The organism is Marinilabilia salmonicolor JCM 21150 (assembly GCF_000259075.1).
Taxonomy (GTDB): Bacteria; Bacteroidota; Bacteroidia; order Bacteroidales; family Marinilabiliaceae; genus Marinilabilia; species Marinilabilia salmonicolor.
The window spans coordinates 25494-38948 of the sequence record NZ_AJKI01000001.1 but is presented as its reverse complement, the minus strand read 5'-3'; the positions used below and the strand labels follow the sequence as shown (position 1 = coordinate 38948).

The window sequence follows — 13455 nt, the reverse complement described above, 5'->3', positions numbered from 1 at the left end:
TTTCAGAACATCGAATTTACCTGATTTCAAAACCTACATTTTTTAACAAAGCAAAAATCTTACATTATGAAGAAATCCTACAACGCAGTTAAATTACTATTAATTTTAATTCTGTTTGCTTTTCTATCCCCCCTTAAATCCCAAGTCCCAACCCAATCGACTGATGTAATGCTACAGGGTTTTGGCTGGGATACCTACTCAGCCAGTAATTGGAGTACCTTAACATCCATGGCTCCGGAAATTGGTCAGAACTTCGACTTGATATGGCTGCCACCAAGTGGCAACGACCTAACCACCAATTCCATGGGATACCTTCCCGTTTTCTATTTCGACCAAAGCAGTTCATTCGGCACCCAGGCTGAACTAAAAACTCTTATCCAGACACTCAACAACAACGGCACCAAAGCCATTGCCGACATCGTTATCAATCACCGAAACGGAGAGACCAACTGGGTGGATTTTCCCGATGAAACCTATGGCGGTACAACTTATTCATGGGGCCTGGAGGCCATTTGTGAAGGAGATGAAGTAAAGGATCAAAACCTGGCTTATGACCACATCCCAACAGGGAACCCGGATACCGGAGAGAATTATGCGGCTGCCCGGGATGTGGACCACACCAATGTTAATGTTCAAAACACCATCAAGGCTTATCTGGATTTTCTGAAAAATGAAATCGGCTACGACGGATGGCGATATGATCTGGTAAAAGGTTATGAAGGCAGCTACACAGAAATGTACAACAATTCAGCTAATGCATATCTTTCGGTAGGTGAATTCTGGGATGGGAACTATGATCTGGTTACCGGTTGGATTGATGCCACCAACGCCACATCAACAGCCTTTGATTTTCCGGCAAAATATGCCATCAACAATGCGTTTAACAACGGTTACAACCTGACCGAGTTAACCTGGTTAAGTGGAACAGAGAACCAGCCGGCAGGACTTATCCACAACGATTACTATAAAAAATATGCAATCACCTTTGTGGACAATCATGACACAGGGCGCACCGACAATGCGTCCAGATTCACCGGGAATGTTTTAGCCGCTTATGCATTTATTCTGTCAAGTCCCGGTATACCTTGTGTATGGATGAATCACTGGAATGACGCCAACTACACTACAAAAATCAATGAACTCATCGAAGCCCGAAAACTGGCAGGAATTCACAGCGAAAGTAACGTAACCGTCAACCAAAGTGCACAGGACATTTATGTGGCCACAGCAACCGGAAACAACGGTTCACTCATTGTTAAAATTGGAACAGCTTCATACGATGCTCCCACAGATTATACACTTCAAACCTCGGGAACGGACTATGCCGTCTGGACAAAAACCGGTACTGAACCTACGCCTGATCCCGAACCGACCCCTACAACAACCATTACTGTTAAATTCTACAACAACAATACAGCATGGAGCAATGTAAATGTACATGCATGGGACGATAACGGTGCGCTCACCGCCTGGCCCGGAGAAAGCATGACTAACGAAGGAAATAGCTGGTACGCATACACCTTCTCCAGTGTAACAGGATACCTGAATGTCATTTTCAACAATGGCACAAAGCAAACCATCGACATTACCAATATTGTTGCAGATGCATGTTTCAGCACATTAACAACCACAGACGGTGATGGAAAACTTCATCATATTGAAGTTAATTGTACAGACGGAACCACCACAGCTCCCATATCTGTTGCTTATCAAGACACTGAATCATGGAATGAAATTTACATCTACAGCTGGGATAACACCGGAGCAGAGTTAACCGGCACCTGGCCCGGAACTGCCATCTCTGAATTCCAGGACAATTGGTATCGTTATGATTTTGATGCTTTGGTAAACCATGTCAATGTCATTTTCAACAATGGAGCCGGCGGCAATCAAACAGGGAACATCGAAGATGTTACATCCACCAGTTGTTACGCCGGGACAACACCGGATTATGTGGAATGTCCCGCTGTCGTAACCTCCGTAACAAAAGCAGAAAAAGCCGGCAACCAACTGGAAATATTTCCCAATCCGGTAAAAAACTTCATTCAGATACTTTCATCTCAGGAAATTGACAAAGTATCAGTTGCTTCGATCAACGGAAATATCACGGATCTATTTGAAGCTGTCAACCAAAACACCAGACTTGATGTCTCCCATCTGTCACCAGGACTCTATTTCATCATCATTCAGGATGTCACAGGAAAAGAGACCATCGGCCGCTTCATCAAACAATAACCTGCTTTTCTCATAACCAATCCGGACAGTCTGCTTTGGCAAACTGTCCGGTGTTTTCACGCATCTTTTAACCAAAACCAACCAAATGAACTCCTTATCTAAGACTTTTATCTTAACCCTTATCCTGACACTTTTTATTCAATCGACATCACTCCTTAGTCAGGATTTCTCCCGCACAGATTTTCGTGATGAAACCATCTACTTTGTCATGACCACACGCTTTTATGACGGAGACCCGGAAAACAATGTACAATGCTGGGATGGCAAAAGCCTGAACCAGGTAGACCCTGCATGGAGGGGGGATTTTAAAGGGCTCATCGACAAACTCGATTACATAAAAGCGTTGGGTTTTACCTCCATCTGGATTACTCCGGTGGTGGAGAATGCCAGCGGCTATGATTATCACGGCTATCATGCTATGAATTTCGACAAAGTGGATCCCCGCTATGAGTCAGACGATGTACTCTTTCAGGATCTCATTGATGAAGTACACAACCGGGACATGAAAATCATCCTGGATGTGGTATTCAACCATACCGGAAATTTCGGTGAGGCATTTCTCTCCCCCATGTTTGAGAAGGATTATACAGCTGATCTGGCCGACCCGGATGCCTGCATGATAAAAATACCGGAAAAACTACCCGAAAACTATGATAGCCTGCCCCCGGGAGAACAATACCAGGCACGTCTGGCACTAATGAAAAACACCGATGGTCAGAATCATGATTCAGACAATCACTATCACCATTTCGGCAATTTCAACTGGGATGACATCACCTCCCAATGGGCACAAATTGCAGGGGACTGCGTAGATTTAAACACCGAAAACCCTATTGTTTACAACTACATAGTCCAGGCGTACTCAAGGTTTATTGAGATGGGTGTGGACGGTTTCCGCATTGATACAGGCCGACATATTTCAAGACTGGTTTTCAATAAGGTATTTAACCCGGCTTTTAAAGCTGCAGCCGAAGCTGTTGGCAACAACAACTTCTTCATGTTTGCCGAAATCTGTACCCGCGACCGCAATTACTGGTATCGTGGCACACCTCCTATGTCAACACCTTTTTATACATGGAAAGACTCAAAAACATACACATGGAGTGATGACCCTTCAGAATACAAAGACGTGCATGTATCCGGCGGAGAATTCCCGTTTACCAATCAGCAATCATGCATTGCCAATTACAATGACAACACCAACACAGGTACACAACCCACCTCAAACAATGCTTTTCTGATCGGGAATGACTATCACAGCCCCGATTACACTATGCACTCCGGACTCAATGTTATTGATTTTCCCATGCACTGGAATTTTGAGAATGCTTACAATGCATTTGGAGTGGCAACGGGAGGAGATCACACCTATAACGATCCTACATTCAACGTGGTCTATGTAGATTCGCACGATTATGCCCCCGATCAGGCACCCGAAAGTGAACGATTTGCCAAACCTCAAGGTGTTTGGGCCGAGAACTTGTCACTCATGTACACTTTTCGCGGAATCCCCTGTCTTTACTACGGTAGCGAAATAGAATTTAAAAAAGGATATCCCATAGACAAAGGCCCTACGATTCCGTTAAAAGAGTCCGGCCGCGCCTATTATGGTGGATATATTTCGGGCAACCTCAATGTAAATGATTTTGCGGATTACACCAACGCTTCAGGCAACGTAGCAGTCACTCTTCAACATCCTCTGGCAAAACACATTCAACGATTGAGCAAAATCAGGATGGCCATTCCAGCCCTGCGAAAAGGGCAGTATTCAACGGCAAACATCAGCAGTTCCGGCATCGCATTTAAAAGAAGATATACAGATGCTTCAACCGACAGTTATGTCCTGGTAGCCATATCGGGCAATGCCACATTCTCTCATATTCTCAACGGAACATATACAGATGTGGTCACAGGAGATGTAAAAAGAGTTTCAAACAACACTTTATCAGTTTTCTTTTCAGGACAGGGAAATATTAGAGCATACGTCTTAGACACCCCACAAACCCAGGCTCCCGGAAAGGTGGGAGAAGATGAAAAGTACCTTTATTCAAGCAGTCCTGTTGAAACCATCCCTGGAACTTATCCAGATGAAACAGAACCTTTACTGGCTTCAACGGAAGATCCAGTGGAACCCACAAAACCGGTTCTTTACGATAATGAACAAGCCATCTTTTTTGAAGCTCCCGACCATTGGGGAAATGATATTAACGCATATATCTATTACGATGATAATGGCAGCGTAGTGATGGTCACCTCTGCATGGCCGGGAGATGAAATAACGCCCCTTGGAAACAACATATACAAATACTCCGTTGAAGGAGCCATCGAAAACTGGAAAGTGCTCTTCAATGACGGAAGTAACCAGGCCCCCTCGAGTGTTGGTTTTGAAGTGGTAAATGGGGGGTATTACACTTCAGCAGGATTAAGTCATACCCTCAGTTCAGTCCCCACAGGTATCCATGATATATCATTAAATGAACTGGTCTTCTTCTCCAACAACGGAATTTTATTTGCAAAAAGTACCATTGAAACAGAACTACCCGTTTATTCTGTTTCCGGGAAAATAATCAGAACCATTCTCATCCGGCCGGGACAAAACGCCTTTTATGGGATTCCCAAAGGAATATACATTGTTAATCACGAGAAGGTATTGATTTACTAAAAAAGAAGTTATTTGAAACATATAAATAACAAGCACAGCAAAGCAATCCATAAGATGAGAATAGCACCCTGCTTTAGCGGGGTGACTCTTGTGCAAAACAAAAAGGTCTATTAGCAGGCTTCATCCGGCTTCCCTGCGTCTATCCCGAGCCAAACCTGTGGTATAATGCCATCAAACACCTTTGAGCTCCTCCTCCCTCCCCCTGTAAGTTTTTTCGAAAATACTGTAAAACCCATACCCCCATCGGACATTACCTTTGTATAAAAAAGAAAAACATGTCCGATAAAAACAAACAATGGATACTCCCCATCACAACTTCAAGCAGTGATGTTCAGGAGACCAATATTGCAAAAGCTTTTAAAGATATTACCACCATCGAAGAGTGGAGTTGGGAGCCCAACAATCAACGGATCGTATTACAGTCCGGAGATGAGAAATCTCCGAAAACCGCCGTGGAGCAATTGGGAAATTTTGGTGTTGACGTACTCATCCAAGAGAAGTCCATACCTGTAGAGGGAATGTCGTGTGCTGCTTGTTCTGCCAGTGTGGAGAGTATGCTCAATGCACAACAGGGGATCCTGGAGGCCAACGTTAATCTTGCACAAAATACGGTAAAAGTCAAATGGATTCCTGAAAACATCGGACTTCCGCAGATGAAAAAAACCATTCAATCTGTTGGTTATGACCTTATCATCGACGAGAAAGAAAGCAGCGAGGAAGCGTTGGAAGAGTCACGCCGCAAGAAGAGTGCTCAGACCCGGAAGCGACTTTTGTGGGCGGGAATTCTGGCCTTTCCGGTTTTTCTGATTGGAATGTTTTTCATGAACATCCCTTACGCCAACTACATTATGTGGGCATTGACAACACCGGTACTTTTTGTTTTTGGTCGTCATTTCTTTGTTAACGCATTCAAGCAGGCCCGCCACGGAGCTGCAAACATGGATACCCTGGTGGCGCTCAGTACCGGAATGGCTTATCTGTTCAGCAGCTTCAACACGCTTTTTCCTGAAGTATGGACTTCACAAGGATTGGCAGCTCACGTCTATTTCGAAGCCGCTGCAGTCATTATTGTATTTATTATGTTAGGCAAGTGGTTGGAAGAACGCGCCAAGGAAGGCACTTCTTCTGCCATACGAAAACTTATGGGACTCCAACCTAAAAAGGTAATCAAACTGTTGGAGGATGGCAGCTGGCAGGAAACAGACATTCATCTGGTTGAAAAGGGTGATATTTTGAGGGTAAAACCCGGAAACAAGATTCCTGTGGATGGAGAAGTATCGGACGGCTCTTCCTTTGTAGATGAAAGTACAGTTACAGGAGAATCTAAGCCGGCAGAGAAAAAAACAGGAGCAAAAGTTTACACCGGCACCATCAATCAGGCAGGGAGCTTCAGCCTGAAAGCAGAAAAAGTAGGTAGTGATACGGTACTGGCTCAAATCATCAAAACCGTACAAGACGCTCAGGCAACTAAAGCACCCGTGCAAAGAATGGTAGATAAAGTAGCCTCTGTTTTCGTGCCGGCAGTTATGGCAACCGCACTACTCACATTTGTTGTATGGATGTTTTTCGGGGGAACAGAATACCTGACCCAGGCTCTACTGGCAATGGTTTCAGTACTGGTTATTGCCTGTCCGTGTGCCCTGGGTCTGGCAACCCCAACAGCAATTATGGTGGGCGTGGGCAAAGGCGCCAACAGAGGCATTCTGATAAAAGATGCTTCAAGTTTGGAAAAAGCACACAAGGCCAACGCAGTGGTCCTCGATAAAACAGGTACCATCACAATTGGAAAACCGGAAGTTACCAATATGGAGATGGTCGATTTAAAAACTGCTAAAAACGAAGTCTATGGAATGATTCATGCCGTTGAGAGTCACTCCGAACATCCACTGGCCGCCGCAGTGATCAAATTCATTGTGCAGGAAGGAGATTTTGCCAAATTCGAGGCAGAAAACTTCCAAAACCACTCAGGTAATGGCGTCAGTGCCGACATAAACGGGAGAAAAGTATTGATTGGCAATGAAGAGCTAATCAATAAAAACAAGGTGGAAGTACCATCTGAGATCTCTGAACAAATCAAAGCATGGCAAAGTGAAGCAAAGACCGTCATTCTTTTAGCGGTGGAAGACAAGGTGGCAGCAATCTTGGCCATTGCGGATAAAATCAAAGATTCTTCCAAAGAGGCCATTCATCGTCTCCAAAAACAAAACATTGAAATTTACATGCTTACCGGAGATAATCAGGAAACTGCCAAAGCAGTGGCAAAAGCGACGGGAATCACAAACTACAAAGCGCAAGTGATGCCCAACGAAAAAGCGGAATTTGTGAAAGAACTTCAGCAAAAAGGCAAAACAGTAGCCATGGTGGGCGATGGAATCAACGATTCGGAAGCGCTGGCTTTAGCAGACCTGTCAATAGCCATGGGCAAAGGGGCTGATGTGGCAATGGATGTGGCAGCTATGACCATCACTTCATCAGATCTGATGAAAATTCCGGAAGCCATGAAGCTGTCTGATAAAACGGTAAAAACCATCAGACAAAACCTGTTCTGGGCATTTTTCTATAATGTGATAGCAATTCCGGTAGCAGCAGGAATTTTATTTCCTGTATCTGGATTTCTGCTAAACCCCATGGTTGCAGGAGCGGCAATGGCATTCAGTTCTGTTTCTGTTGTCAGTAATAGTCTGAGATTGAAGAGAGCCAGGATTGATTGAGGTTGAGACTTAACCTTAACCTTAGCCTCAGCCTTTTTAATAATCTAAATTATATTGAACCATAAAAAACAATCGCTATGCAAACATTAAAATTCAAAACAACCATCAAATGCAACGGCTGCATCAATGCCGTAACCCCTTTTCTGGAAAAATCAAACAATATCAGCAACTGGAGTGTTGATTTAGAAAACCCCGAACGCGTTTTAACAGTGGAGACTGACGGAGATTCTAACGAAGTTAAAAATCTCCTTGATGAAGCAGGATATAACGCGGAGGAAATTTGAGTTTTATGAGTTTTGGGTCTTGTATTCCGCATTCAGGGAATAATTCAGGACCCGGAACTCAGAACCCGAAACCAACAAGCACCACATGAAAACACTGATAACCATACTATTCACCCTACTAACAGGCATTGTTATGGCACAAAACGACAGCACCCGCTTTAATTTTAAGCAACTTACTCCCGAGGAGGAGTATGTCATCATCAATAAAGGAACAGAAAGGCCCTTTACAGGTAAATACTATGAGCATGAGAAAAAAGGAATCTATACCTGCAAAAGATGTGGAGCCCACCTTTACCACAGCAGTTCCAAATTTGATGCCCAATGCGGATGGCCCAGCTTTGACGATGAGATTGAGGGAGCTGTAAAGCGACAGACGGACGCCGACGGAAGAAGAACCGAAATCGTATGCGCACGCTGCGACGCTCACCTGGGCCATGTGTTTTTGGGAGAAGGTTTTACCGCAAAAAACACACGGCATTGCGTCAATAGTATTTCGATGGTGTTTATCCCCGACTCTGCGCTTCAGAAATAGATTTTATCAGTCTCAATATTTACAATTACTATGGTTAACCGACGAACATTTCTGAAAAAGGCAGCCGTCACCATTGGACTGGCCGCCCTTGCATCACATTCACTTAAAGCACAACCATCCATGAAGCCACTCTCCAACATTCTGATTCACCATGTTTATTTCTGGCTGAAAAATCCTGAGGATAAGGAAGTTCGTGAGCAGTTCGAAAAAGCATTGAAGAAACTGGTTACCATTGATGAAATCAGAAATTACCACATTGGAGTTCCTGCCTCCACCGAAGAACGTGAGGTGGTGGACCACAGCTATTCCTACTCATTAATGGTAATTTTTGAAAACAAACGGGCTCAGGACATTTATCAAAAACATCCGACTCACCTTGAGTTTGTTGAGCAAAACGAAAACCTCTGGGCAAAGGTAAAAGTCTATGATTCTGCAGACATCAGCAATTAGTACCTGTCCATAAAGTACCACTTGCTGCGGTATACCTGCCGCCAAAATACTCATTTACGTAAGTATGCTTCGCTTTTGGCGGCTTCGCAAGCCCCCGAAGAAAAATCGGGGAAGGCTTTGCAATTGGCACTTTAATACCGGACACATGACTAAAAACAAACTAAGCGTTTTTCACGTGTTTGAGATAGAAAGTTCAAATTCAAGGCGTATGAAAAATATAAACCGCAAAATACTAATGTATTTGAGGATTTAGATTTTGAGCAACAACGAAGAAGTTGGACTTTATAGACAAACACTAATTAATCAACGACCACTTTGGCAACCTTAAGGGCTTTGCCATCGGGGCGAAAAAGTGTGACCACATAAATACCTCTGTTTAACCCGGCAGCGGAGAATATCATCTGATTCTGAAAAGAAGCCGGTCGTTTATCATCAACCAAAGCACCGGTAATATTGTACAATGCACCGGTAAAATATTGATTGTCGTCGGTCCGAACCACAATTTGTCCTGCATCACGACGATACCAGAGCTTGAAATCCACGTTATCCAGCCGATTCACAATAGAGGTGGGAACAAAAGAACTCTCAAAAGCCCCCATATCAATTCGCCCCTGCTGAACACGAGCGTTTCCGGCAAGATCATAAGCCGGTAACCCCAATCCGGAAACATCTGCCAGTCCTGCATTGATGCAAGGCGACTGATCGGATAGTTGCCAGTCTGCCAGGCTCCCATCAGCCGCAAGTCCCACATCTGATGATGTTGAAACAAAAGAAGGATCACTGTCCACCATTTCTGTCCAGGTATAAGAAGCAGGAAGCCCTGAAACAGAGGACTGGCCGCCTTCAATGAGGCAGTTTTGGAAGACCGGAGTATAGGGTTCATTGTCAAAAACTATTGCCATGGCTTCACCGGAACCATTTTCATTTCCGAAAACAATATTACTTACGAATGACAGACGCTCTGTATAAGCAGAAACACGAATAGCACAACCGGAGGTATTATTTGCAAGGTTATTTACAATAGTATTAGCAACAAAGGAAATATCATTAGATGAACTCTGACTTATCGTTACTGCACTACCAAAATACGATTCATTATTGGCAAAAACAGAACCAGACACAATGAGGCCCCCAGCAAAATCCGCTTGGATTGCGCCACCGGTAGAAGCAGAATTATTGTAAAACTCACAGTTCTCAATGCGAAGTTCATGCCCGTCAGAATTCACTATATGAATGGCACCACCACCATCAAACCCTACTGCCTGATTCGATTTAAACGTACAGTTCTCAAGAATCAGTTGGGAGTAAGCTGAATTAATGGCACCGCCATAAGTAGCTGCCTGATTATTTTCAAAGTGACAATTCACAAACGAAATATCAGAGTGATAAGAAATAGAGACAGCACCTCCCGAATTTGTTGATGCTGTTGATCCATCTGCATTCCCATATTCAAACGTAGTATATTCAAAAGATGAGGAAGGATTATCATCGGTCCCACCATTAAAATAAATCCCTCTCCACCCGGTGTTTGGATTGTCCGCAGTAAAAACAATCTCACTGCCGGAAACTCCATTTGCCTGAATACTGCCGGCTGAAGTAACTGTAATCATGGTCTGATCGGCCACAACAATCCTTGTGCCTGCAGCAATGGTCACTGAAGCGGAAATGGTAACATCGTCGGTCACATTCACCTGTTCCGGTCCCCAGATAGTATTGGTAGTAACAGATCCTGACACATCAAGTGCATACAACTCTTGTGTTAGAAACAGGATAAACAACAAAGAAATTAAGGAGTAGTAGAGTTTTCTCATGGGTCACATCTTTGGACCCTAAATTATATTATTTTTCATTCATAAGCAACTCTCAACCAGAAGAATGTCAAAAACATTCTTAAACCCAGCTTACATTACTTCCAACTCGCCCAGCTTATTCAATTCCGTAAGAATAGTTTTTGGTTTCATATAAACCCGTCGCTTAAACTCACGGTAATTTTCGTCCACGTCTGATTCTTCAAGTACATAAGCACTCCAGTAGTAAAGAAAAAATCCAAAGCCTGCATCTATGACCATCTGGTCGATCTCGTGTTCAAATTTGTGTTTGCCCCGCTTGGAGAGATATTGCCATCCACGTTCTGCAAGGCCTCCAAAACCTCTTGACTGATAATCCCGAACGTGCATCAACTCATGTGCCAGCAGGCCGACGCGTGCTTCATGCGGGACATCCCGGAAGAGTACTCCATGAAAATCATCTCTGTTATTGATACACAAGACATAAGTACGTTTCTCCGGCTTTCTAAAAAAAGAAAAAAAGGACGGACGCATGGCCATGGTAGTTCCAATGCGTTTTTCCTTCACCTTAATATTCACATCCAGTATATCATCCAGACTGTCGGCCAGAAAAACAACCAGCGAATCATACTTTTCGGGAAAATCCCAGCTTTCGGGAGTTTGTCCTTTAACAGGACTATTGGAAAACCAGGCAATCAATAAAAACAATAAAATAATAATTCGTCTCATCTCCTCAAATCAAAATATTCTCTTGATGATACGAAGCAAAAACCCAGGGGTTTCACAAACTCATCTCAAGCAACATCACCTCATCTGCAGATCATTGAGCTTCTGATAAATACCCTTCATGGAAATCAGTTCATCATGGGTCCCTGTCTCCACTATTTCCCCTTCATGAAACACGTAAATACAATCGGCATTACGCACAGTGGAAAGACGGTGAGCAATCACAATCGAGGTACGATTGGCCATCAGGTTTTCCAGGGCCTCCTGCACCAGCTTTTCTGATTCGGTATCAAGGGCAGAGGTAGCCTCATCCAGAATCAGGACCGGCGGATTCTTCAGTACAGCACGGGCAATGCTGATGCGTTGGCGTTGACCTCCGGAGAGACGTCCACCCCGATCACCAACAATGGTCTGATAACCATTGTCAAAAGAAGTAATAAATTCATGAGCATTGGCCACCCGGGCAGCCTCCTCCACCTTTTCGGGTGTGGCATCTTCCACCCCAAAAGCAATATTATTATAGATGGTGTCGTTAAACAGAATAGCATCCTGATTCACATTGCCCATCAGATTGCGCAAATCATGAATTTTCAGGTCACGAATATCCTGACCATCAATCAAGATACTTCCCTCAAGTACATCGTAGAAACGAGGTAACAAATCCACAAAAGTGGACTTCCCACTCCCCGACTGCCCCACCAATGCGATGGTCTTTCCCTTGGGAATGGAAACATTGATATTTTTAAGGACGGGCGCCTCATTGTATGCAAAAGTAACATTGCGGTATTCAATGCCCTGCTTCAACTCACGAATCCCTTTGGCACCACTTTTTTCCCTGATCGCAACATTGGCTCCCATAATTTCATCAATCCTGTCGTAGGCGGCCATCCCCTTCTGAATGCTATACATAGCTTTGGAAAAGTCCTTTGCCGGGTTGATAATCTGATAAAAGATACCCAGATAAGCCAGAAATTCTGCAGCATTAAGGGCATCGGCATCAGTAAGAATGAGTGTTCCACCGAACCATACCACAATAACCACCACAATAGTGCCTAAAAATTCACTCATCGGATGTGCCAAATCCCGGCGACGCATCAGGCGATTCATGATATTCCGGTATTCATCCACCTCACCATCAAAGCGCTGATCCATGCGTTTTTCCGCATTAAACGCCTTAACAATACGAAGTCCGGAAAGGGTTTCTTCGATAATGCCCAGCAACTCACCCATTTTGTTCTGACCTTCTCGAGAAGTCTTTTTAAGACTTTTACCCACACGACCGATAATAAAACCGGCAATTGGTAACACCACAAATACAAAAAGCGTAAGTTTAAGACTGAACAGTAACATTGCGACGAGAAACACCACAATGAGCACCGGATTCTTCAGAAACATATTCAGCGATGACATAATGGAAGCCTCGACCTCCTGCACATCTCCGGTAGAACGGGCTATAATATCCCCCTTTTTCTCTTCGCTGAAGAAAGCCATTGGAAGCTGAAGAATCTTATGATAGATATTGTGTCGCAAATCACGAACTACCCCGTTGCGAATTCCGATACTGGTATAAGCCGCCAGATAGGCAAATCCGGTCTTCAGGAAAGTTCCGGCTACCAAAAACACCCCCACAAAAAGCAACGACCACCCCGGACCGTAAGCGGATTTCAGACTGGTAATGTAGTAGTACAAATTGTGCTTCAGATCATTGAAACTCATCTTCCATTCAACCAAAGCATATACCTCATTGTCCTGCGAAAGAATAATCTCAAGCATTGGTACCATTAATGCCACAGAAAACACCGCAAAGGTGGCTGACAAAATATTAAACAGAAAATTCAGCCCCAAAAGATGCTTGTACGGTGGCAAATACCGTTTCATTACCTCGATAAAATCTCTCATTCCGGGATGTTCTTTTTTTATTTAAAAAGGAGTTGTCTAAAATGCAACTATACTTTTTGCACAGTGTATTTTCGAGCCTTGCTGGTTTTGAATAATGAGATTCATCACTTCGTTCAGAATAACAAAATCAAGAAACCCATGACATTTGGGACGGCTCCCCTTCTGTAAA

At 43.8% G+C, this 13455-nt stretch carries 9 protein-coding genes; 6 read left to right on the top strand and 3 right to left on the bottom strand.

Translation table 11 applies throughout. The features are described from left to right. Positions 1-66 precede the first annotated feature (66 nt). From W7W_RS0100125 to W7W_RS0100095, 6 genes are all read left to right on the top strand, one after another. A complete protein-coding gene (locus W7W_RS0100125; protein ID WP_010661853.1) occupies positions 67-2235 on the top strand; it encodes a starch-binding protein in 2169 nt (722 codons plus the stop codon). An 85-nt stretch (positions 2236-2320) separates the two neighbouring features. Continuing rightward, positions 2321-4897, top strand: a complete 2577-nt coding sequence (locus tag W7W_RS21450; protein WP_010661852.1) for an alpha-amylase family glycosyl hydrolase — start codon at positions 2321-2323, stop codon at positions 4895-4897. A 275-nt stretch (positions 4898-5172) separates the two neighbouring features. Next, positions 5173-7608 (top strand): heavy metal translocating P-type ATPase, encoded by a 2436-nt coding sequence (locus tag W7W_RS0100110; protein WP_010661851.1) that lies wholly within the window; start codon positions 5173-5175, stop codon positions 7606-7608. Positions 7609-7685: 77 nt separating this feature from the next. After that, positions 7686-7892: a heavy-metal-associated domain-containing protein gene (locus W7W_RS0100105; protein ID WP_010661850.1), complete on the top strand. Its 207-nt coding sequence runs from the start codon at positions 7686-7688 to the stop codon at positions 7890-7892. An 85-nt stretch (positions 7893-7977) separates the two neighbouring features. After that, entirely contained in the window at positions 7978-8424 is a 447-nt protein-coding gene (locus W7W_RS0100100; RefSeq protein ID WP_010661849.1) for a methionine-R-sulfoxide reductase, read from the top strand. Between the two features lie 30 nt (positions 8425-8454). Beyond that, positions 8455-8874, top strand: a complete 420-nt coding sequence (locus tag W7W_RS0100095) for a Dabb family protein (protein ID WP_010661848.1) — start codon at positions 8455-8457, stop codon at positions 8872-8874. A 299-nt stretch (positions 8875-9173) separates the two neighbouring features. On the opposite strand, the gene W7W_RS0100090 is transcribed toward W7W_RS0100095, so the two are convergent. The 3 genes from W7W_RS0100090 to W7W_RS0100080 all read right to left on the bottom strand — a co-directional run bounded on the left by W7W_RS0100090 (position 9174) and on the right by W7W_RS0100080 (position 13286). Then, complete coding sequence (locus tag W7W_RS0100090; protein ID WP_010661847.1) at positions 9174-10685, bottom strand: right-handed parallel beta-helix repeat-containing protein; 1512 nt, start codon at positions 10683-10685, stop codon at positions 9174-9176. A 90-nt stretch (positions 10686-10775) separates the two neighbouring features. After that, positions 10776-11390, bottom strand: coding sequence for a hypothetical protein (locus W7W_RS0100085; protein ID WP_010661846.1), 615 nt, complete (start codon positions 11388-11390; stop codon positions 10776-10778). 75 nt (positions 11391-11465) lie between these two features. Continuing rightward, positions 11466-13286 (bottom strand): ABC transporter ATP-binding protein, encoded by a 1821-nt coding sequence (locus tag W7W_RS0100080; protein WP_010661845.1) that lies wholly within the window; start codon positions 13284-13286, stop codon positions 11466-11468. Positions 13287-13455 lie beyond the last annotated feature (169 nt).